Annotated in this window: 19 protein-coding genes; 17 read left to right on the top strand and 2 right to left on the bottom strand. The window is 60.5% G+C overall.

All coding sequences use genetic code 11. From position 1 onward, the window contains the following. The first annotated feature begins 193 nt into the window (after nt 1-193). The 4 genes from ispH (at nt 194) to ACZ5DH_RS14495 (ending at nt 6224) form a co-directional block, all read left to right on the top strand. Complete coding sequence (ispH, locus tag ACZ5DH_RS14510; RefSeq protein ID WP_464254953.1) at nt 194-1060, top strand: 4-hydroxy-3-methylbut-2-enyl diphosphate reductase; 867 nt, start codon at nt 194-196, stop codon at nt 1058-1060. 36 nt (nt 1061-1096) lie between these two features. Further along, a complete protein-coding gene (locus ACZ5DH_RS14505; RefSeq protein ID WP_464254952.1) occupies nt 1097-2125 on the top strand; it encodes a chemotaxis protein in 1029 nt (342 codons plus the stop codon). 243 nt (nt 2126-2368) lie between these two features. After that, nucleotides 2369-4345, top strand: a complete 1977-nt coding sequence (gene selB / locus ACZ5DH_RS14500) for a selenocysteine-specific translation elongation factor (RefSeq protein WP_464254951.1) — start codon at nt 2369-2371, stop codon at nt 4343-4345. 169 nt (nt 4346-4514) lie between these two features. Then, on the top strand, nt 4515-6224 hold the full coding sequence (locus tag ACZ5DH_RS14495) for an FAD-dependent oxidoreductase (RefSeq protein ID WP_464254950.1): 1710 nt from the start codon (nt 4515-4517) through the stop codon (nt 6222-6224). A gap of 309 nt (nt 6225-6533) precedes the next feature. Here the strand turns inward: ACZ5DH_RS14495 and ACZ5DH_RS14490 are convergent, their stop codons facing one another. Next, the gene (locus ACZ5DH_RS14490) at nt 6534-6971 is read right to left on the bottom strand and encodes an MbtF (protein WP_464254949.1); all 438 of its coding nucleotides are present in this window, start codon (nt 6969-6971) and stop codon (nt 6534-6536) included. 88 nt (nt 6972-7059) lie between these two features. Between ACZ5DH_RS14490 and ACZ5DH_RS14485 the strand changes: the two genes are divergently transcribed. The 4 genes from ACZ5DH_RS14485 (at nt 7060) to ACZ5DH_RS14470 (ending at nt 11965) form a co-directional block, all read left to right on the top strand. Further along, complete coding sequence (locus tag ACZ5DH_RS14485) at nt 7060-8256, top strand: pyridoxal phosphate-dependent aminotransferase (protein ID WP_464254948.1); 1197 nt, start codon at nt 7060-7062, stop codon at nt 8254-8256. Between the two features lie 151 nt (nt 8257-8407). Continuing rightward, entirely contained in the window at nt 8408-8815 is a 408-nt protein-coding gene (locus ACZ5DH_RS14480) for a rhodanese-like domain-containing protein (RefSeq protein WP_464254947.1), read from the top strand. A gap of 87 nt (nt 8816-8902) precedes the next feature. Next, nucleotides 8903-10399 (top strand): flagellar hook protein FlgE, encoded by a 1497-nt coding sequence (locus ACZ5DH_RS14475; RefSeq protein WP_464254946.1) that lies wholly within the window; start codon nt 8903-8905, stop codon nt 10397-10399. 642 nt (nt 10400-11041) lie between these two features. After that, nucleotides 11042-11965 carry a shikimate dehydrogenase family protein gene (locus tag ACZ5DH_RS14470; protein WP_464254945.1) on the top strand — a complete coding sequence of 308 codons (924 nt, stop codon included), beginning with the start codon at nt 11042-11044 and terminating at the stop codon, nt 11963-11965. 71 nt (nt 11966-12036) lie between these two features. Here the strand turns inward: ACZ5DH_RS14470 and ACZ5DH_RS14465 are convergent, their stop codons facing one another. After that, complete coding sequence (locus ACZ5DH_RS14465; protein ID WP_464254944.1) at nt 12037-12381, bottom strand: hypothetical protein; 345 nt, start codon at nt 12379-12381, stop codon at nt 12037-12039. Nucleotides 12382-12392: 11 nt separating this feature from the next. On the opposite strand from ACZ5DH_RS14465, the gene aroQ reads away from it, so the two are divergent. The 9 genes from aroQ to ACZ5DH_RS14420 all read left to right on the top strand — a co-directional run bounded on the left by aroQ (nt 12393) and on the right by ACZ5DH_RS14420 (nt 22859). Further along, nucleotides 12393-12839, top strand: a complete 447-nt coding sequence (gene aroQ / locus ACZ5DH_RS14460; RefSeq protein WP_464254943.1) for a type II 3-dehydroquinate dehydratase — start codon at nt 12393-12395, stop codon at nt 12837-12839. A gap of 128 nt (nt 12840-12967) precedes the next feature. Further along, nucleotides 12968-13549: a 4Fe-4S dicluster domain-containing protein gene (locus tag ACZ5DH_RS14455; protein ID WP_183718935.1), complete on the top strand. Its 582-nt coding sequence runs from the start codon at nt 12968-12970 to the stop codon at nt 13547-13549. Next, complete coding sequence (locus ACZ5DH_RS14450; protein WP_464254942.1) at nt 13546-14466, top strand: CoB--CoM heterodisulfide reductase iron-sulfur subunit B family protein; 921 nt, start codon at nt 13546-13548, stop codon at nt 14464-14466. The genes ACZ5DH_RS14455 and ACZ5DH_RS14450 overlap by 4 nt, the downstream gene beginning before the upstream one ends. Then, the gene (locus ACZ5DH_RS14445; protein WP_464254941.1) at nt 14463-16424 is read left to right on the top strand and encodes a 4Fe-4S binding protein; all 1962 of its coding nucleotides are present in this window, start codon (nt 14463-14465) and stop codon (nt 16422-16424) included. Before ACZ5DH_RS14450 ends, ACZ5DH_RS14445 begins: the two co-directional genes overlap by 4 nt. Further along, nucleotides 16412-17860: a hydrogenase iron-sulfur subunit gene (locus ACZ5DH_RS14440; protein WP_464254940.1), complete on the top strand. Its 1449-nt coding sequence runs from the start codon at nt 16412-16414 to the stop codon at nt 17858-17860. Before ACZ5DH_RS14445 ends, ACZ5DH_RS14440 begins: the two co-directional genes overlap by 13 nt. After that, on the top strand, nt 17857-18930 hold the full coding sequence (locus ACZ5DH_RS14435) for a 4Fe-4S dicluster domain-containing protein (protein WP_464254939.1): 1074 nt from the start codon (nt 17857-17859) through the stop codon (nt 18928-18930). The genes ACZ5DH_RS14440 and ACZ5DH_RS14435 overlap by 4 nt, the downstream gene beginning before the upstream one ends. Nucleotides 18931-19100: 170 nt before the next feature. Beyond that, nucleotides 19101-19961, top strand: a complete 861-nt coding sequence (locus ACZ5DH_RS14430; RefSeq protein ID WP_464256567.1) for an FAD/NAD(P)-binding protein — start codon at nt 19101-19103, stop codon at nt 19959-19961. Between the two features lie 465 nt (nt 19962-20426). Beyond that, nucleotides 20427-20954 carry a Fe-S-containing protein gene (locus tag ACZ5DH_RS14425; protein WP_464254938.1) on the top strand — a complete coding sequence of 176 codons (528 nt, stop codon included), beginning with the start codon at nt 20427-20429 and terminating at the stop codon, nt 20952-20954. A 3-nt stretch (nt 20955-20957) separates the two neighbouring features. Then, nucleotides 20958-22859, top strand: a complete 1902-nt coding sequence (locus ACZ5DH_RS14420; protein WP_464254937.1) for an ABC transporter permease — start codon at nt 20958-20960, stop codon at nt 22857-22859. Nucleotides 22860-22872: the final 13 nt, after the last annotated feature.

The raw sequence follows: 22872 nt of genomic DNA, 5'->3' as shown, positions 1-22872 counted from the left end.
AAGATTCTAGGGAAGCACTGCTTAAAGAACCTTCTGGAAACGCGCAGTTGTTTCGTTTGGCAAGGCGCGATCTTTTTTTGAAGCAGGAGTGGACTCTTCCGTCCTCGACTGTTTCAAAAAAAGTGAAGCAACGCCGCCAAACGGAATAAATCAGCGTTTCCCTAAGGACGGCAACGGCACCACAGGAGAAAGCATGAGAGTTTGCCGCGCCAAAACAGCGGGGTTCTGCATGGGGGTCAGCCTGGCCCTGCAGAAGCTCAATTCCGCGCTGGAAGGATCTTCAGGACGCTCCGGGAGCGCGGAGCCGCCCCGCATATGCACGCTTGGCCCCATTATCCACAATCCGCAGGTGCTGGCGGAGTACGAAGCAAAGGGCGTGGCCTGCGTCAATGAAGCTTCGCAGCTGCGGCCGGGCGACGTTGCCGTCATCCGCGCCCACGGCATCACCCGTCAGGTGGAACGTCAGGTGTTTGAAAGCGGGGCCATAGTGGTGGACGCCACCTGCCCCAAGGTCAAAAAAGCGCAGCTTTCCATCGCCCGCGCCACCTCGAACGGGGCTACCCTGCTGCTTTTCGGCGAAGAGGACCACCCGGAAGTACGCGGCCTCATTTCCTACGCCAGCGGCCCCGCCCACGTATTCGGCAACGCCGAAGAACTGGCGGCCCTGCGCCTCAACCCGTCCGGCACCTACGTGCTTGCCTCGCAAACTACGCAGGACCGTGAAATTTTCACTGGCATACGCGAGACGCTTTCCCGCTCGCTCAAAAATCTTACCGTATTGTCCACTATTTGCGACGCAACCCGTGAACGGCAGGAAGAAGCCAGGAACATTGCCTCCAAGGTGGATATCATGGTAATCGTTGGAGGACGGCAGAGCGGCAACACGCGACGCCTGGCCGACGTAGCCGCCCTCAGCGGCATTGCCACCTATCATGTGGAAAGCGCAGAAGAGCTTGAAGCGGCCAATTTTGCAAATAAATCGCAGGCAGGCCTTACGGCGGGCGCATCCACGCCGAAAAGCCTTATAGACGCGGCCGAGGCATGGCTTTCGTCGCTCTAACGACCCGCACGTGCGGCACGACCCTGGAGAGGCAGAATGTCCCAGTCCAATATCTTACTTGAAGCCGGAACCAACGAACTGGAAGTAGTCGAATTCTATCTGGATGAATTCGTGCCTCCGTCCGACGCCGCGCCACAGACCGATGAAAACGGCCAGCCCGTTCCCGAGCCCTCCTATCGCGGCTACTACGGCGTCAACGTGGCCAAGGTGCTTGAAATCATCCGCATGCCCAAGGTCACCGAGCTGCCCGAAGTGCAGCACCCCAGCGTGCTTGGCGCATTCAACCTGCGCTCGCGCATCATTCCGCTGGTGGACCTGGCCATGTGGCTCGGCAAGACCCATCCGAAAAACGAAGAGCAGCCCAAGACCATTGTGACGGAATTCAATAACGTCACCACGGCCTTTATGGTGTCCGGCGTCAACCGCATTCACCGTATCAGCTGGGAACAGGTTGAACCGCCGAACAAATATGTGGCCGCTGTCTCCAACAACACGGTCATCGGCGTGGTCAAGCTTGAAGACCGCATCATTTTTCTGCTGGACCTTGAAAAGGTCGTGGCCAACCTCAATCCCAAACTGGGCCTGCGCCTGGACGACCTTGGCAAAGACTGGAGCAACTCCGGCTACCGCGCCCTGGTGGCGGACGACTCCGCTCTTGTGCGCGAAATGCTGCGCGACCTGATGGAAAAGGCGGGCTTTACCGTTGAGGTCGTCTCCAACGGGCGCGCCGCCTGGGAACGGCTTGAGGACATCAAACGCCGCTGTGAAGAAGGCGGACAGCCCATTTCGGATTTTGTGCATGTGGTTGTGTCGGACATTGAAATGCCCGTCATGGACGGTCTCAACCTTACCCACCGCATCAAGACCGACCCCATGCTCAACAAGCTGCCCGTGGTGCTGTTCTCTTCCCTCATTACGGACAAGCTGCGCCACAAGGGAGACAGCGTGGGGGCTGACGACCAGATATCCAAACCCGAGGTCACCCAGCTGGCCCGCCGCGCCCTGGCCCTGATCAAGGCGCGGGAAGAGGCGGCCGCGGGCGGCGCGGCAGTCCACAAGCAATAAACGACCTTTGCGGGCCGCACCCTGGCGCTTCAGGGTGAGCGGCCCGCGTCAAAGCGCCCCGCCCCGGCGGGGGATCTCCATACACTACAGCGGGGCCTCGTGCCCCGCTTTTTTTCGCCCCTGCCCTGTGGCGTTTCGGCCTTGCACGCGCAGGGTTTTCTTGACGGGAATCCACCTTTGCAAACATTTGCAAATGCCTGTTGCCACATGCTATCCTTGCGCAACAAATTCAGGGGGTGCCATATGGCAGTAGTGCTGGGCACAGCGGGTCACATCGACCACGGCAAAACATCACTGGTTCGCGCTCTTACCGGCATTGACTGCGACAGGCTGGAAGAAGAAAAGCGCAGGGGAATCACCATTGAGCTCGGCTTTGCCTGGGTGGACATGCCCGACGGCGAACGGCTTGGCATTGTGGACGTTCCCGGCCACGAGCGCTTTGTAAAAAACATGGTGGCTGGCGCGGCAGGGGTGGACTTTGTCATGCTGGTCATCGCGGCGGATGAGGGCGTCATGCCCCAGACGCGCGAACACCTTGAAATCTGCTCTCTGCTCGGCATCCGCAGCGGCTTTGTGGCCCTGACCAAGGCCGACATGGTGGAAACCGACTGGCTGGACATGGTGACCGAAGACGTGCGCGGCTTTCTTGCGGGCACTTTTCTTGAAAACGCGCCCATCTTTCCCGTATCGTCGGCCACTGGCCAGGGCGTGGACATCCTGCGCGCCCACGTTTTCCAGATGGCCAAAGAATTGCCCGCCCGCCGCCGCTGCGACATTTTCCGCCAGCCCGTGGACCGCGTGTTCAGCATGAAGGGGCACGGCACGGTCATCACGGGCACGGTTGTTTCCGGCGCGGTCAAAGTGGGCGACGAACTGCGCTTCATGCCGCCCGACACCCCCACCAGGGCGCGCGGCCTGCAACGCCACAGCAAGAGCGTGGATGAGGTGCAGGCAGGCCAGCGCTGCGCCACCAACGTGCAGGGGCTTGAGGTGGGCGACATCGAGCGGGGCCAGGTTCTGGCCCATCCCGGCGAGCTTTTTCCGAGCAAGCGCTGGCTCATGCGCCTCACCTGCCTTTCTTCCGCCCCGCGCGCCCTGCGGCAACGGGTGGAAATACACTTCCACCACGGCACGCTGGAATGTCCGGCGCGCGCAGTCTTCTGGGACAGGGACAAACTGGCTCCAGGAGAAACCGCTCTAGCGGAAGTGCGCTTCAAGGACGAAATGGTGGGCGTTTTTGGCGACCACTGCGTCGTGCGCGCCTATTCGCCCCTGCGCACTGTGGCCGGTGGTCTGCTTTTGAGCCCACTGCCGCCTGATCTGCGCCGCAAGGACCCGCAGTTGCAGGCAAAGCTGGCCCTGCTGCAAAAACTGCCCACCCTGGACCAGGAAATTGAAACGGCCCCCACGGGCAAGGCCGGAGCCAAGGTCAGGGATGAAGCCAGAGCCGGACTTATTGACGCGGTGCTGACCCTGCGCGGCGCCGAAGGCGCGGACGAAGCCCGCCTGCGCGTGCTCACGGGCTTTCCCCGTGCGGCGCTGGAAGCGGGCCTGCAACTGCTTTCCGCCCGTGGCTCGGCCCTGTGCTGGGACAAGGAGGGACGACTCTGGATCGGCAAGCAGCCCTTTGAAGCCCTGCTGCAAGCCTGCCTGGCCCGTGGCGCCGAATTGCACCAGAAAGACCCGCTCAAGCCCGGCTTCACCCGTGGCGCTCTTTGTGCGGGCTGGAGCAAGGCCCTGCCCCCGCGCCTTGTCCAGCGCGTGCTGGACACAGCCCTCAAGCAGGAACATCTCGCTCTTGAAGGCGAAGGCCTGCGCCTGGCCGGGCACAAGGTCAGCCTTGCGGCGGATCAGGCCGGGCTGCGGCAAAAGCTGCTGGACGCCCACGCCACCGCGCAACTGACCCCGCCCAATCTCAAGGACGTGCTTGAAGAACTGGGCGTCAGCGCCAAGGAGGCCGCGCCGGTCATGCGCCTGCTCTGCGAAGAGGGAGCCCTTGTGAAAATCAAGGACGGCCTCTACTACCACGGCCCCGTGCTCAACGATATCCTCGAGCGTGTGCGCCGCTGGTTTGAAAGCAACGACAATCTGGATGTGGGCAGCCTCAAGGAAATATTGGGGCTTTCACGCAAGTATCTGATTTCTCTTCTTGAATATATGGACAACGAACGTATCACCGTGCGCGTGGGCGACCAGCGGCGCTATCGCGGGCGCGGATAAAGGCCTGCCCGAAGGCGGCGGCGGGCAACAGACCGTCGCGTCTTTGCCCCGGCCTGCTGAAAGATGGTAAAAATATCGGCTTTCAGCTACTGTTCCTGTTGCGAACCGTGCTTATTATACGGTATTAATGCTCATTTGCTCATAATACATTCAAGTAAGGAGCGCAGAAATGCCTGAAAAAATTCTGGTTGTGGGCGGCGTCGCCCTTGGCCCCAAGGCTGCGGCCCGATGCAAACGTCTCATGCCTGATGCTGAAGTGACTCTGGTGGATGAAAACGTCTTTATTTCATACGGCGGCTGCGGCATCCCCTACTACGTGTCCGGCGAAATCCAGAACCTGAACGACCTGCGCTCCACGCCCTACCACACAGTGCGTGACGCGGAATTTTTCCGTGACATGAAGGGCATCACCGCTCGCACGCAAACGCGCGCCACGGCCATTGACCGCGCGGCCAAAACCCTTACCGTCAAAAACGTGGTTACCGGGCAGGAAGAAAAACTGCCCTATGACAAACTGGTGCTGGCCACCGGCGCTACCCCCCGCGTGCCCCCTGTTGAGGGCAAAGACCTCAGGAATGTCCTTTCCCTCACCCGCCTTGAAGCTGCCGGAGCCATCCGCAGCGCCTGCGAAGAAGGCAAGATCACCGAGGCCGTCATTGTGGGCGGCGGTTTTATCGGCCTTGAAGCCGCCGTTGCGCTGGCCGACATGTGGGGCGTCAAGTGCAGCGTGGTGGAAATGGTGGACCAGATCCTGCCCGGCGTCCTTTCGAACTCCGTGGCTCAAATGGCCGTCCACGACTGCGTCGCGCACAAGGTGGACGTGTACACCAGCGAAAAGGTCGTGCGTCTTGAAGGCAAGGACGGCGCGGTGAGCAAGGTTGTCACCGACAAGCGCGAACTCAATGCACAGCTGGTCATCTTTGCCGCCGGCTTTATTCCCAACGGGCAGATAGCCAAGGACGCGGGGCTGGAAGTGGCCCCCTTTGGCGCCATTGTCGTCGACCAGCACATGCGCACCTCTGACCCGTCCATCTATGCGGGCGGCGACTGCGTGGCCATCAGAAACATCATCACCGATAAAATTGGCTACCTGCCCCTGGGCAGCATGGCCAACCGCCAGGGCCGCGTCATCGGCACCAACCTGGCTGGCGGCAATGCCAGCTTCCCCGGCTATGTGGGCTCCTGGGCCGTAAAACTCTTTGATCTTTCATTCTGCGGCGTGGGCCTTACCGTTGAGCGCGCCCGCAAGGAAGGCTTTGACGCCGTCAGCGTCAGCGTGGAGCAGTTCGACCACGCCCACTTCTACCCCGAAAAAGCCATGATGACGCTGGAACTGGTTGTGGATAAAGCCAGCAGCCGCGTGCTTGGCATGCAGGGGGCCTGCGCCAACGGCGATTCCCTCAAGGCCCGCGTGGATGCCGTGGCCGCCGCGCTGCAATACTCCAGGCCCACCGTGGAGGACATCTCCAACCTTGAAATCGCCTACGCCCCGCCCTTTGCCTCGGCAATGGACGTGGTCAACGTTGTGGCCAACGTGGCCGACAATGTTCTGGCCGGGCGCTTTACCCCTGTCACCGGCGACAAGTTCATAGACCTGTGGGAAAACCGCAAAGAAAACCACGTGTTTTTCATTGACGCGCGACCTGCCGCCGCTGGCCGCGCCATGCAGGAAAAATACCCCGACTGGCACGCCATACCGCTGGAAGAAGTGGCCGCACGCGTCAATGAGGTTCCCAAAGACCGCCCCGTGGCCATTATCTGCAACACCGGTCTGCGCTCCTACGACAGCCTGCTTGTTCTGGCCCGCCACGGCATCACCGATGTGGTGAACTCCACCGGCGGCATGCAGTCGGTCATAAAGATGGGCCTTTCTGTGTAGAGCATTGTGCCCTTTTTTATTTGTGGGGGAGGGACCCTTTTGCAAAAGGATCTCCTCCCCCACGCCCCCACCCCCTAAAACCTTTATTGGTTTTTTGGTGTATTAGCAGGTGTTTTCTGATTTGAAGCTGGGATTTTAGGGGCTGCGTCTTTACAGGTAGATCGCCATCTCAAGGTTTATCTGCTCTGGAAAGGGCACGACACCGCACAGTGTCAATAAAATCAGCATGAAAAACAAAACCCGGCCTTCGTTTGCACGAAGGCCGGGTTTTTCTTATATTTCGCGCGAACACAACTGTCCGCTACAGCGCTATTCCTGCGTAAAACGGTGCAAACGCACGGCCAGGGGCTGCATGCTGCCCTTGTGCATGGCCGCCACCACAAAGGCGAAATCCCTGGCCTGTCCGCTGGGGGGGCAGGGGCCGCGATAGTGGCGGGTCAATCCGCCTTCGGGTATGATGCCGGAACCGTCATTGTTCCACGTGCCGCCACCGAGAAAAAGTTCCTGTGAATCCCCGGTGTATTCCAACAGGCGCACATCAAAGTAGTCCGTACCGTTGGGGGCCTGGACTACCGTTATTTCAGGAGAAATACGTGAACAGCGGTGAACGTCGCGCAGATTAACCGTAACGCCCATACCGGCGGGCGCTTCTTCTGTTTCTTTGGCGGCGCAGGCCGGTAACAGCAGGGCCGCGCACAGCGCGGGCATCAGGACGCGCAGGGCTTTACCGAAAATATCAAAACGCATCAGAGCCTCCAAATGACATTTGCTTTATGCAGCTTTTGGAAGCATAACCAATAGTCATGTTGAATACAACAACCACTGGGAGTCGTTTATGTCTATTCTTGCCGACAGCGTTACCGGCTATCTTGAACACGCATCCTGGATACGCCGCATGTTCGAAGCCGGGGGACAGCTTAAGGCCCGTTATGGCGCGGACAAGGTCTATGACTTCAGCCTCGGCAACCCCGACCTGCCCGCTCCGCCCGCTGTGGGCGAAGGCCTGACCGCCTTTGCCCAACATGCGCGCGAACCCTTTGCCTTTGGCTACATGCCCAACGGCGGCTACCCCTGGGCGCGTGAAAAGCTGGCCGCACACCTGAGCCAGGAGCAGGGTGTGCATATAACGGCTGAAGATGTCATTCTCGGCTGCGGCGCGGCAGGTATGCTCAACGCCTTTCTGCGCGCTGTGCTCAACCCAGGCGAAGAAATGCTCGCCTTTGCCCCGTACTTTGTGGAGTACGGCTTCTACGTCGCCAACCACGGCGGCGTGTTCAAGGCCGTGCCGAGCGTCAAGGACACCTTCGCTCCCGACCTGGACGCCCTTGAGGCCGCCATCAACGAAAAAACCCGCGTGGTGCTCATCAATTCGCCCCACAACCCCACGGGCGTCGTTTACAGGCGCAAGGAAGTGGCGGCCATAGCCGACCTTCTGCTCAACAAGAGCCAGGAATTCGGCAAGCCCATCTGGCTGGTGTCTGACGAGCCCTACCGCTTTCTGGCCTATGACGGGGTGGAAGTGCCTTCGGTACTGCCCCTCTATCCCTATGCCGTGGCCATCAGTTCCTTTTCCAAGAGCCTCTCCCTGCCGGGCGAGCGCCTGGGCTACGCCGCTGTTTCCCCCTTGTTGCCAACGGAAGAAAAAGCCGAGCTCATGGCGGGCCTTACCCTCACCAACCGCATCCTGGGTTTCGTCAACCCTCCTGTCATCGGCCAGCACATCATGGCCGCCGCGCTGGGCAGCCAGGTGGACCTTACGGTCTACGCCGCCCGCCGCAAGGCCATGGGCGAGGTGCTCAGCCATGCTGGTTATGAATTCCAGATGCCCGCCGGAGCCTTCTATTTCTTCCCCAAAGCGCCCGGCGGCGACGACGTGGCCTTTGTAAACGCCCTGCTTGAAGAACGCATTCTGGCCGTGCCCGGAACGGGCTTCGGCTGCCCCGGCCATTTCCGCCTGGCCTTCTGCGTGGACGAAAGCGTCATCCGCAACGCGGCCGAAGGCTTTGCCAAGGCCCGCGCTACCGTAAAATAGCGTAGGTAAGCAGCGTAAACGAAAGACAGGAAAGCAGTTCTCCCGCAAAAAGCCTTTCAGGGCAGCTTCAGCCTTCAAACTGAAGCTGCCCTGCCAATGCGCAACGACGCTTTCACAATCACCCTTTCTTCCAGGTCGCACCGGGATTATCATGAAAAACACACATCACTTCATACCGCGCCATATTTTTCGCCTTTGGGTTCTGCTCATGCTCGTGCTGGTGGCGGTTCCCGCTCTGGCCAGGGACATAAGCGTGCAGGACGCCGCCGCCCTGCTACAGAACCCGCCTGAAGGGCTGGTCATCGTGGATGTGCGCACTCCGGCGGAGTTTCGTGAGGGACATCTGCCCGGCGCGGTGAATATGGACTACTTTGGCGGCCCGTTTGAAACGCAGATCAAAAGCCTGCCCAAAACCGCCCCTGTTCTGCTCTACTGCCGCACGGGCAACCGTTCGGGCAGCGCCTATGGCGCCATGACAAAGGCCGGCATTGGGAATATTTTGCATATGCACGAAGGCATCATCGTGTGGCAACAGCTTGGTCTGCCTTTGGAAAAGTAATCTTTCACAGCCTGGCACGCTCTCTGCATCTTCAGGGGCGGGGAGGAATATTTTTCCTCCGCCGCCCCTATTTTTTTGGAGGCCAGCGTGAACTCGTCATTATATATAGGCGCCACCGGCATGAAGGGCCTGGCTGAGGGCATGAATGTTACCACCAATAACATCGCCAACATCAGCACCATAGGCTACAAGCAGCAGGGCATCCTCTTTTCCGACATTTTCTATGCCCAACAGGGCGGCATAGGAGACTGGTGGAACGCGCAGGACAACTCTCGCGTGGCCCTGGGCCAGGTAGGCATGGGCCTTCAGGTGGAATCCGTGCGCACCATGTTCGGTCAGGGCTCTTTTGACTCCAGCAATACCGTCACGGACATGGCCATCAGCGGCAAGGGCTTTTTTCAGGTCACGGATGGCGTGAATCTGTACTACACCCGTGCCGGAGACTTCCGCACGGATGACCAGGGCGTGCTGCGCACGCCTTCGGGCATGGCCCTCAACGGGTACAAGTACAATGCCGACGGCACCAAGGGCGGTCTGCAACAGGTCACCATTGACAAGTTCTCAAACATGCCCGCCAAGACAACCACCGCCGTGGACATGCGCTACAACCTCGGCCTGAACACGCCAAGCTCCACTGACGCAACCAACCCGTATTTCACCCTTCTCAGCAACTACAATGCCGCCAATTCGCCGCCAATTTCCAACACGGCCTATGGCTACTCGCAGAGCATCACCATGTACGGCGCGGACGGCGCCCAGCAGCAGGCCACCATCTATTTTGACGCCGCCCCCAGCAGCCAGCCCGGCAGTGTGGTGAAATACCTCATCGCCACAGGCGACACCGCCAAGGACGGCACAGCCACAGCAGGCACGGGCGCGCTCATGACCGGCACCCTGACCTTTGATTCCACGGGGCAACTGAAAGACATGACGGCCTTCACCCCGGCGGTGGCGGGCAGCACCAATCTGACGGACTGGGTGCCCTCGCAGCTTTCAGCGGACGGCCTGCCCCAGATGACCGTGAACGGAGTGCCCACCACGGTGGATCTGGGCATCAAGTCCGCTGGCGGCTGGCAGAACGCGCCCGCCAACGCGGCGGCCGTGGGCACAAGCCAGTCCGCCCTGGGCGGCATGGGCTCAGGCGCAACAGTTGCCGTCGACGCCACCACCAATTATACCGGCTCTTCGCCGGTCACGCGGCGCAACACCCAGAACGGATACGCCTCCGGGTCCTTGAGTACCATCAGCATTTCCAGTGACGGCACGGTGGTGGGCAGCTACTCCAACAACCAGAGCACGAACCTGTGGCAGATACCCGTCTGCCGGTTTACCAGCGAGGACGGCTTGCGCCGTGAAGGCAACAACCTCTTCAGCGCCTCGCCCGATGCCGGAAAAATGGAAATGGGCGTGGCCGGGACGGAAAACTACGGCACCATACGCGCGTACAACACTGAAAATTCCAACGTGGACATGGCCACGGAAATGACCAATATGATCATTACCCAACGCGGCTTCCAGTCCAACAGCAAGGTGGTCACAACGGCAGACCAGATGCTGCAAAAGGCCGTGGAACTGAAGCGTTAGAGCAGGGTACGAATGAAATGAGTCAACTGCTCCGCGAGGATTTTCCTGAAAATCCTTGCCACGAAATGCGATCAGGCAGGCTTTTGCCCGCCGCACGCGAGCATTTCACGTGTTAAACGCTCTGGTCAGACTGGCTCTTGCCGCGCGTCTGGCGGGGAACACCAGCATTTTGCCGGCAAATTTGCCAACAAAATTCGTATCCTCCCTTCCAGAGCGTATCTGGCCAGAGTACCGCACGCTGGGGAGCACTGTTGATACAGAACAAATTTGTATCGATAAACCAGTATGTTAATGAACACACGCCGCATCCTGCATTTACTGCCCCTGTAAAGGGGCTTTTTTATTATTTTCACAAATGGTATAGTGCTGCCTTCGAATGCACAAAACGCGGCATGTTGTGCAAAAATGTCAATTTTGATACGGACTTGCTTTCACCTCCAAGTGTGTTGCACGTCCTATCTTCGGAATCCGCCTTTTTCCGGCGGCCAGCCAGAACCACACCTAACACTTTGTGGTTGCTGGCTAAAACATTACCCTGGGGTACGCCTCGGGCCATACTGCCGCATCTACTCTTGTTAGACGGCGGCTCTGTCCGCCATCAAGTTATGAGGCGGCACGGCTCCACATGGAGAAGCCGAAGCCATGAACGCTTCAATACCGTCAGATATCCTTGCTTCAGGCAGGAAAAATCTTCAGCCCGAAGCGCAGGCCGCCGCTGAAACCGTCCTTTACGGAGTTACGGGCTGGCCTCTGGCGCAAAGCCTCTCCCCTCTTCTGCACAATATCGGCTTTACAGAACTTGGGCTGCGCGCCCTTTACCTGCGATGGGAACTTCCGCCACAGCGTCTGCCCGCTTTTGTGGACAGCGTGCGCACCCTGCGCATTGGCGGCTGCTCCGTCACCATTCCCCACAAGGTCGCCCTGCTGCCCCTGCTGGACGAGGCAAGCCCTCTGGCGCGGCAGGTGGGCGCGGTAAATACCATCTACTGGCAGGGTGACCGGCTCTGCGGCGAAAATACCGATGTGGCCGGATTTATGGCCCCACTGGCGCGGGAAGACCTGCACGGCGCTGACGTGCTGTTGCTGGGCGCCGGCGGCGCGGCCAGAGCCGCCGCCGTCGGGCTCACGAGCCTCGCCCGGGAGCGCAGGCCGGGTACGGTGTTCATCTGCACCCCTTCTGACACTTCGCACCTGCCCCTGGCCGAGGAATTCGGCCTGGCGCCCCTGCCATGGGCGCGGCGTCATGAGGTTCCGGCCCGGCTTGTGGTTAACACCACGCCCCTTGGCATGCGCGGCAAGGCCGAAAACGAGACTCCCTATCTTTTTGATCTCGTGGATAAAAAAAATGAAAAAGATGCAGCCAAAACAACCACTTTGGCCTACGACATCGTGTACAACCCACTGAAAACGCTGTTTCTGCGCGATGCCGCCCGCCATGGCAGGCGCTGCCTCTCTGGCATGGACATGTTTTTCGGGCAGGGCGACGCCCAGTTCCGCCTGTGGACAGGCCACGACCTGCCCCTGGCGTCGTGGCGCGCCCTGGAAGCGGCTCTGGCCGCAAACTAGAGCAGTTTACGAATGCAATGCGTTAACTGCTCCGCAAGGATTTTCAGGAAAATCCTTGCCGCGAAATGCGATCAGGCAGGCTTTTGCCCGCCGTACGCGAGCGTTTCAAGTGTTAAATGCTCTAACCCTGCGCGAAAGGGCAGCGCGCCACAACATGGCGTGGATTCAGCCGAAAAATGCGATTTTCGGCTGAACGAAACCTTTGAAATGTGAAGCATTTCAAAGGTAATCTGCTCTAGGACATTTTTACGCGGCACGTCCCAGGCGCACGGCAGCCCTGGCGTGTGGCCGTTCCGGCCAAAGCCGCAATGTTTGGATAATGACACCATTCCACAGGCGCGCTTGCGGCCGCCGTGGAGTATATACAGGGCGAAAGCCCGGGCCGCCGGATTCCCCCCGTAGTCGGCCAGACGCAAGCGAGGTTCATATGCGCATTCTTGTTTTGCACGGCGTCAATCTGAACATGTTTGGCAGGCGCGATCCAACCCACTACGGCACAGCAACCCTGGCCCAGATAGATTCGGGGCTTGAGACGCTGGCCGCGGAACTCGGCGTCACGGTGGAATGTTTTCAGACCAATCATGAAGGCGAAATGGTGGAGCGCATCCACAAGGTTATGGATGAAGAGGTTCAGGCTGTGGTCATCAATGCCGGAGCTTGGACCCATTACAGCCATGCCATCGCCGACGCACTTGCCATACTGAAAATACCCGTGGTGGAAGTGCACATGTCCAATGTTCACGCCCGTGAGAGCTTCAGGCACAATTCCGTGCTGTCGGGCGTATGCACGGGCAGCATCTGCGGCTTTGGCCCGGCCAGTTATCTTCTTGGCCTGCGCGCGGCACGCAATGCTGTCATACATATGAACAAATAAACTTGAGCTGGTTCCAGTACATTCCACGGCGCTGGAACTAGCTTTTTTCGTTTTTCTGCGTTACTCGTTGTGGCATTATTACTTATCCTAAAGGGTCCTCCCTCTCAGCTTCTAACCAGAGAGTTCTCATGAACGACGCCATCAATCTGAGCCGGATGCGCGATACCGCCTTTACGGCGGAAGTGGAGGCGCTAAGCGGCCAAAACGTGTCTACCTGCTATCAATGCGGCAATTGTACAGCCGGTTGCCCGGCAGGGCTCGCCTACGACCTTCAGGTCAACAAGATCATGCGGGCCGTGCAGCTTGGCCTCAGAGATGAAGTGCTCAACTCGCGCTCCATCTGGATGTGCCTGTCCTGTTCCACCTGTAGTCTCCGCTGCCCCAACAATATCGACGTGGCGGGCATAATGGAGACGCTGCGCCACATGGCCCGCAAGGAAGGCCGCGTGACCGTGCCCAAGGTGGAAAAGTTCTGGTTTTCCTTCCTTGACACCGTGCGCGCCTTTGGCCGCACCTATGAAATAGGCACCATGGCCCTGTTCATGATGCGCTCCATGCGCGTTTTTACAGACGTGGACCTGGCCCCCGAAGCCCTCAAAAAAGGCAAGCTCGGCCTCAAGCCCCATGTGCTGCCCCAGGGAGCCGCCCCGGTTTCACGCATTTTCGAGCGCTATAAAGAACGCGCCAAACGCGAGGGGGTACGCCCATGAATTTTGCCTACTACCCCGGCTGCTCGGCCAGGGGGTCTTCCAAGGATTACGAACTGTCCACCCAGGCCGTCTGCAAGGCCCTGGACATCAACCTTGTGGACATTCCCGACTGGAACTGCTGTGGCTCCACCCCGGCCCACGCGGTGGACACCGAGCTTTCCGCCGCGCTCTGCGTGCGCAACCTGGACATAGCCGCCCAGCAGCAGGCCGAGCTTTTGCTCACCCCCTGCCCGAGTTGCCTGTCCAACCTCAAGCTGGCTTCCAAACGTATGGAAGACCCCGCTTTTCGCGTGCGGGTGGACGAACTGCTCGACGGGCCTTCCGCCAAGACCTTCCCGCCCGTGACCTCGGTCATGCAGGGCATTGCCGAAAACTTTGACATGGAAGCCATCGCCGCCCGCGTGCGCAAGAGCCTCAAGGGCCTGCGGCTGGCCGCCTACTACGGCTGCCTCATGAGCCGCCCGGCGGAGATCATGAACTTCGGCGATCCGGAAAATCCCACCCTGATGGAAAGCATGCTGGCCGCATGTGGGGCCGAAATGGTGGACTTTCCCCTCAAGACGGCCTGCTGCGGCGCGTCCTTCGGCATACCCGAGCGCGTCATGACGGCCCGCAATTCGGGCCGCATCCTCGACCTTGCCACCCAGCTCGGCGTGGACGCCGTCATCGTGGCCTGTCCTCTCTGCCAGATGAACCTTGACCTGCGCCAGCCGCAGGCCTCCAAGGAAATGGGCACGTCCTTCAACCTGCCCGTGCTCTACTTCACCCAGATGATGGGCATAGCCTTTGGCCTTGACCACAAGGACCTGGGGCTCGGCAAGCTGCGCGTCAGCGCCGACGGCCTCATCCGCAAGCTGGACGAACTGCGGCGCGACTCCGCCGCCGGATCCAAGGCCGCTGAAGGAGGCAGGTCATGAGAATAGGTGTTTTCGTCTGCCACTGCGGCAGCAATATCGCGGGCACTGTCGACTGCGCCAAGGTGGCGGAACTTGCCCGCGCCTATCCCGACGTTGTCTATGCCGACGACCCCATGTACACCTGCGCCGAACCCGGCCAGGCCGCCATTGAGGCCGCCATTCACGAACACAAGCTTGACGGCGTCGTAGTCGCCTCCTGTTCGCCCCGCATGCACGAACCCACCTTCCGCCGCACGGTGGAACGCGCGGGCCTGAACCGCTACATGCTTGAAATGGCCAACATCCGCGAACACGTTTCGTGGATCGGCCGCGACATGGACGCCAATACCAACAAGGCCGCGGAGCTCGTGCTGCTGGCGGTGGAAAAGCTGCGCAACAACAGGCCGCTCCTGGCCAAGAGCTTTGACGTGAACAAGCGCGTGCTGGTCATCGGCGGCGGCGTGGCGGGCATTCAGGCCGCTCTCGACTGCGCCGACGGCGGCGTGCCCGTGGTGCTCGTCGAACGCGACGCCACCATCGGCGGCAAGATGGCCAAGCTGGACAAGACCTTCCCCACTGTGGACTGCTCTGCCTGCATTCTCGGCCCCAAGATGGTGGACGTGGCCCAGCACTCCAACATCACGCTCCACGCCTATTCCGAAGTGGAAGACATTTCGGGCTATGTGGGCAACTTCACGGTCAAGATCCGCAAGCGCGCCACCTATGTGGACTGGAGCCTGTGCACGGGCTGCGGGGCCTGCACCGAAAAATGCCCCAGCAAAAAAACGCCCGACGCCTTCAATGAGCTTGTGAGCGACACCACGGCCATCACCATAGCCTTTCCCCAGGCCATTCCCAAAAAGGCCGTCATCAACGCCGCCCACTGCCGCCAGTTCGTCAAGGGCAAGTGCGGCGTGTGCGCCAAGATATGCCCCACAGGGGCCATCAAGTATGACATGGAAGATGAGATCATCACCGTGGAAGTGGGCAGCATCATTGCCGCCACCGGCTACGATCTCATGGACTGGACAGTGTACCAGGAATACGGCGGCGGCGCGTACCCCGACGTCATCACGTCCCTGCAGTACGAACGCCTGCTCAACGCCTCCGGCCCCACCTCCGGGCACATCGTGCGCCCCTCGGACGGCAGGGAGCCCAAGAGCATCGTTTTCGTGCAGTGCGTCGGCTCGCGCGACAAGTCCATCGGGCGGCCCTACTGCTCCGGCTTCTGCTGCATGTACACCGCCAAACAGGCCATTCTGACCAAGGACCACATCCCCGATTCCCAGTCCTACGTCTTCTATATGGACATCCGCGCCGCCGGCAAGCTGTACGACGAGTTCACCCGCCGCACAGTGGAAGAATACGGTACGGAATACATCCGCGGGCGCGTCTCGCAGATCTATCCCGACGGCCAGGGCCAGCTTGTGGTCATGGGCGTGGACACGCTCATGGGCGAGGCCATTGAAATCAAGGCCGACCTCGTGGTGCTGGCCGTGGGCATCGAGGCCAGCAAGGGCGCGCCCCAACTGGCCGAAAAGCTGCGCATCTCTTACGACAGCTACGGCTTCTTTATGGAAAGCCATGTGAAGCTCAAGCCTGTGGAAACCAACACCGCCGGCGTATATCTGGCTGGCGTGTGCCAGGGCACCAAGGACATTCCCGCCTCCGTGGCCCAGGGTTCCGCCGCTGCCGCCAAGGTGCTGGCCCTCTTCTCCAAGGACAAGCTTGAAAGCGACCCGCAGATCGCCCAGGTGGACATGCGCCGCTGCGTCAACTGCGGCAAGTGCATCCAGTGCTGCCCCTTCGGGGCCATCAAGGAAGTGGAAGTACGGGGCGAGGGCAAGGCGCAGGTTATCGAAACCGTCTGCCAGGGCTGCGGCCTCTGCACGGCCACCTGCCCGCAGGGCGCCATCCAGCTTTCACACGCCACAGACAACCAGATCCTTGCGGAGGTTAACGCGCTATGCCAGTGTTAGAAGGCAAAGAATTGCGGATTGTGGGTTTTCTCTGCAACTGGTGCTCCTATGGCGGCGCCGACACCGCTGGTGTGGCCCGCGCCACCCAGCCCACGGATCTGCGTATCATACGCGTGCCCTGCTCGGGCCGCATCGACCCCCTGTTCATCGTCAAGGCCCTGCTTAACGGGGCGGACGGCGTGCTGGTTTCCGGCTGCCATCCGCGCGACTGCCACTACGCGGCCGGCAACTTCTATGCCCGCCGCCGTCTTGAGGTGCTCAAGCAGTTCCTGCCCGTACTCGGCATTGACGACCGCCGCTTTGAATACACCTGGGTTTCGGCTTCTGAAGGCCAGCGCTGGCAGCAGGTGGTGACGCTCTTTACCGACCGCATCCACAAGCTCGGCCCCGCGCCAAGCCTTGAGGACCCCGAACCGCTGCTCAAGATAGCCGACATGGCGCTTACCTCGCTGCGGCCTCTGGGCACAGGGCAGAGCGCCGCCCTCGGCGAACTCAAGGACGCCATCAAGGCCAAACTGCCCGAACTGGACATGGTGCTCGGCTGGGGCGAAGGCTATGACGCCGCCCATACCGTGCCCATATTCATGAAGACGCCCGAAGACGTGGACAAGCTCGTGTGGGGACCCTTCAACGTCAACAACCTCGCCGTGTATCTGCCCTCCTTCAAGGGCAAGAAGGTCGGCATCGTGGTCAAGGGCTGCGACTCCCGCTCCGTGGTGGAACTGCTGCAGGAAAAGCTCATCCGCCGCGAGGACGTGACCATCTTCGCCATGCCCTGCGAGGGCACGCTGGATATGGCCCGCGTCAACCAGGGCCTTGGCCGGTACACCAAGATCGACAAGGTGGAGTATGACGAGGCCGGTGTCACCATTACGGCTGACGGCAAGCCCATCCGCTTCTGCATGACCGACTACGCCCAGGGCAAATGCTACGGCTGTACCACGCCCTCGGCGGTGCTGGCCGACACGCGCCTTGGCATGCCCGTCAAGGTGGAAGCAGGCCCCTATACCCCGCCGGAACTGGCCCTGCTGGACTCAATGAGTCTTGAAGAACGCATGGCCTTCTGGCGCGGCCAGATGGAGCGCTGCCTGCGCTGCTACGCCTGCCGCAACGCCTGCCCCATGTGCGTCTGCCGCGACTTCTGCGTTTCCGACAGCCGCGACCCCCACTGGATGACGCAGGACGACAGCGTGAAGGAAAAACTGTTCTTCCAGACCATACACGCCATGCACCTTGCCGGCCGCTGCACGGGCTGCGGCGAATGCCAGCGGGCCTGCCCCGTGGGCATTCCCATCCTTGCCCTGCGCCAGCAGATCGCCCGTGCCGTGACCCAGCTCTTTGACGGCTACAAGTCGGGCCTCAATGCCGAGGACGTGCCGCCGCTGCTGGGCTACGAAGTGGAAGAAAAGAACATCCATGAGAGGGACTGGAAATGAGCATGACCCGATTTGTAACCCCCGACGGTTTGCCCGCCTTTCTGGCCTTTCTCTCGCAACAGGGCAACCGAGTGCTTGTGCCCGTGGAAAAGCCTGCGGCCAAGCGTTCGGTGGTATTTGAACCCTGGCGCGAAGGCATGCCCTTCACCCTCGAAAAAGCCACCGTGCCCGCCAAGGAGGCCGTACTGCCCCAGAGCGAAACTCTGGTGCGCTACAAAAAAAGCAAGGACCCGGAAAATCCCGGCCGCGTCTCCATACAGCTTGACGACAAACCCGAGGCCGAGCCCACGGTGGTTTTCGCCACCCGCCCCTGCGACGCGCGCGGTTACGCCATCCTTGACCGGCCCTATCTCAAGGGACCCTTTGCCGACCCCTACTACAAGGCCCGGCGCGAGGCGCTCACCGTCATCAGCCTGACCTGCAACTCCGGCTGCAATACCTGCTTCTGCCACTGGGTTGGCGGCGGCCCCACTTCTCCCGAAGGTTCGGACATCCTCATGACCGAAATCGAGGGCGGCTATGTGCTTCAGGCCATCACCCCCAAGGGTGAGGAACTGCTGGCCGCCTCTTCGCTCGAGGACGGCGCTGACCGCTTCTCCAAGGTTGAGGAAGTGCGCAAGGCTGCCTGGGCCAGCCTTGTGCCCGCTCCCAATCTCAAGGAAGCCCCGGAAAAGCTGGCGGCCCTGTTCACAGATGTGGAGTTCTGGCAAAACCAGACCGACCGTTGCCTGTCCTGCGGCGCGTGCACCTACTTCTGCCCCACCTGCTACTGCTTCAACATCACCGACGAGGGTGAAGGTCTGAGCGAAAAAGGCGGCCGCCGCCTGCGCAGCTGGGACAACTGCATGTCGTCGCTGTTCACGCGCGAGGCCAGCGGGCATAACCCCCGCACCATAAAGGCCTTCCGCATGCGCAACCGAGTTTCGCACAAGTACTCCACCTATCCTGAAAACTGGGGTTCGTTCTCCTGCAGCGGCTGTGGCCGGTGCATCAGCAACTGCCCCGTCTGTCTGGACATCCGCGCCATCGTACTGGCAGCGCTGGAAGCCAAGCAGCCCAAAGCCGAGTAGGAGCAGACATGGCAACCAAGAAGACTACTACCAAAGCCAAAAACGACTCCCAGGCGGCCGCTCCCGCAGCCGCGGCCAAGGCCGCTGAAGTTCAGACCCAAGCGGCAAAGCCCGCAGCCGCGCAGGCGGCTGCGCCCAAGAGCCAGCCCCAGGCCCCGGCCAGGGGCGGCATGCTGCGTGAAATAACGCCCCGCCCGCAACCTTCGGGCAACCCGTACCTGCCCATGCCCGCCACTGTGGCTGAAGTCATTCAGGAGACAGGCAACATCCGCACCCTTCGCGTGGTGCTCGACGACGCTGGCGCCATGAAAGACTTCACCTACGAACCCGGCCAGGTGGGGCAGCTTTCCGTCTTTGGCGCGGGCGAATCCACCTTTGTCATCAACTCGCCGCCGTCGCAGAAGAACTATCTGCAGTTCTCCGTCATGCAGGCAGGGGAAGTCACCGCCGCCATCCACCGCCTGTCGCCCGGCGACAAGGTGGGCGTGCGCGCGCCGCTCGGCAACTTCTTTCCCTACAATGACTGGAAGGGCAAGGACATCTTCTTTGTGGGCGGCGGCATAGGCATGGCCCCCATCCGCACCATCATGATGCACATTCTGGAAAACAGGAAGGATTACGGCAAGGTGAGCCTGCTCTACGGCGCGCGCACCCCCCGCGACATGGCCTTCAGCTACGAGACTGAAGACTGGCTGCGCCGCGACGATCTGGACTGCACCCTGTGCATCGACGCGCCCTTTGAAGGATGGGAACACAAGGTCGGTCTCATACCCAATGTGCTTACCGAACTGAACCCTGATCCCAAAAACTGCGTGGCCGTGCTTTGCGGGCCGCCCATCATGATCAAGTTTACGGTGCAGGCTCTGGAAAAACTGAAGTTCGCTCCCGAAAACATCGTCACCACCCTTGAAAAGCGCATGAAGTGCGGCATCGGCATCTGCGGCCGCTGCAACATCGGCGGGCGCTACGTCTGTGTGGACGGCCCGGTGTTTACCTGGAAAGAACTGCAGGAACTGCCGCCTGAAATGTAGAGAATGTTGATACTGGAGTGATTTGTGGGGGAGGGACCCTTTTGTAAAAGGGTCTCCTCCCCCCCCCTCCCCCTAAAACTTTTGGAAACGCGCAGTTATTCCGTTTGGCGGCGTTGCTTCACTTTTTTTGAAACAGTCGAGGACGGAAGAGTCCACTCCAGCTTCAAAAAAAGATCGCGCCTTGCCAAACGAAATAACTGCGCGTTTCCAATAGGCTCTTTAATCAGTGTTTTTTTATTCCCGTTTCAGTCTCTTGCAGAAAACCTTCTGCCCCCAACAGGATCTGCAGAAAGTTGAACCGCACATCACTCAAAGATAAAACTACCCTAATTAGCAGTGATTTTTCTCTTCTCAGGCGTGAGAGAAAAACACTGGAAATAATTCCTGAAATATGTTTTCATACTAAAAAACTATGAATGTACGCGGGCGCTTCCCGCCCCCACTACACATTGCCACGGAGAAGACATGCGTCACCCCCACACCACAGGATATTCCACCGCCGAGGCCATTACACTGCCCTTTGACCGCCATATCCGCGCCTTGATTCTGACGGCCCTTGCCCTTTGCTGTGCCCTCTTTGCCGTTCCAGCCCATGCCGGGCCTTTCGGCAACCTCTTCAGCAAGGAAACCGTGCTTGAAGTGAAGGACGGGACTGTTTCTCTGCCCGTGTCTGACGTGAGCGCCAAGGCTTCGTTCTACAAAGTGAAAATTGACGGAACCGACGTCATTTTTTTTGCCCTGCTGGATTCCACCGGAAAAGTGCGCGTGGCTCTGGATGCCTGCGATTCCTGCTGGCAGTCGGGCAAGGGGTATAAACAGCAGGGCGATTCAATGATCTGCCAGAACTGCGGCATGGCCTTCCACTCAGATCGCATCGCCATTCGCAAGGGCGGCTGCAATCCGCACCCCGTGGTCTACAACCTTTCAGACAATGCCGTTGTCATTCCGGTGGCGGAACTGCGGGCTGGCGTCAGATTTTTCGGGACCCGGTAATACATGAACATCATAACCATTCCCTTACGCTGCCTGCGACAGAAATGGGGCCGCTCCGCCGCGCTGCTGTCCGTCTTTCTGCTCGGCGTGGCGGCCATTACCGCCCTCAACAACGTATCTTCATCCGTGGCCGAGGGGTTTGAAAAAAAACTCAGCGCCTTCGGGGCCAACATCGCCATTACTCCCAAGAGGGAAACCCTCCAGATTTCCTATGGCGGCATCCCTCTTGGCAACGCCACGGTGGACAACGGCTATATCCCCCTGGCCGAAACCCAGCGCGCCATTGAAGGCATCCCCCTTCGGGACAGGATATCCGTGGTGGCGCCCAAGCTCGCGGGCCTTGTGTCCTTTGCGGCAAAGGCGGGCGAGGCTCCGGTGCTTGTGCCCCTTGTGGGCGTAAATTTTGAATCCGAAGTGGAGTTGAAGCAGTTCTGGCATGCTCGGGGTTCCATACCCGGCGTTGCGACCATGCAGATCCCCGACCCGCTCATGCAACGACTGGAAGAGCAGCACGCCAGACACGCCGCGCAGGCGGATGCGCCCGGTGCCGACTTGGCGGGCACGACCTCGCCCGAGGCAAACATGGCAGGCGCGAACAGGGCGAACCCGGACAGGGCGGGTACAGACAGGGCAGACGCAGACAGGACGGGCGAACAGAGCTCCGGCAACACGGCGCTTGCAGGCAAGGCAGGCGGCTCGGCCAGCGGTATGGAGGCAGCCCCGGCAAGTTCGATAAACCCGACAAGCCTGCCAAGCCCGACAAACCCATCCGGTCAGTCCGAAGGCCCCGCGCCTTCCGCCAGCGGCATGCAAACCGACAGCGCGGCCAGCGATGACTACAGCGCCTTTTTTGCAGACATAGCCAAAGCTCAGCAATTTCTCTATGCGCCCGGCCCCATTGATCCCAATGTCGTTTCCGCCGCGGCCGGGGAGGATGACTGTTGCGCGGGCATTATGGACGACCAAGCCCTCCCTGCAGGGCAACCAGGCCAGACAAGCCAACAGGGGCACGGCGCGCCGCTGTCCGCCAACGTCGTCGGACAGGTGTTCAACCCGGCGCGGGCGGACATGGGCCATGCCGCCATGCTGGACGCCGCGCGGCCTGACGGACAGGGCGGCGACCATACCGCGCCAGACGGGCAGCACGCCGCGCCGCAGCACCCGGATCAGGGGCTTACGCCCGCGCGCAGCCTGCTGGCAGGAGCAACCGTGGCGGAACGCCTCAAGCTTGGCCCTGGGCAGACAATCTGGCTCAATGACGCGCAGTACCTTGTGGAGGGCGTGTTGCAACCCACGGGCAGCGATGACGACAGCGTTCTTTTCGCCCATATGGCCGAAGCGCAGAAACTTTTTCACGCGCCTGACGCCGCCAGCTTTATAGAAGTGGCCGCGCTCTGCTCCGGCTGCCCCATTGAGGATATTGTCAACGAACTGGGCGCGTCCCTGCCCGGCCAGGACATCCGGGCCTTGCGACAGGTGGTGGCCCAGCGCATGTACTCCATCTCCTTTGCGCAGAACATGGCCCTTGTGGTTACGGTGGTCATCCTCTTCTCCGCATGCGTTATGGTGGTCATGTCCATGCTGGTCTCCGTCAACGAACGCCGCAAGGAAATCGGCCTGCTGCGCGCCGTGGGCTTTTCACGGCGCGCGGTCTTCTTCATCTTTGCCGCCGAAGCCCTTGTTATCGGCTTTCTGGCAGGCGTGGCGGGGTATGCGGCGGGATACTTCGCGGGCAGCAAGGTGCTTGTGGCCATGCAGATAGAGGCCGCGGCCTACCCGGCTTTTTCCTTCGCGGCCCTGTTCGGCTACGGACTGATGGCAAGCGCCCTGGCGGTGCTCGCATCCGCCTTCCCCGCATGCAAGGCGGCCCGCGCCAATCCGGCGGAAGCGCTCACTTCGCTGTAGCCATAAGGATACA

Source organism: Desulfovibrio simplex (assembly GCF_055387835.1).
The sequence above is the reverse complement of the archived record's forward strand: the minus strand, read 5'-3'. Positions and strand labels throughout refer to the sequence as shown.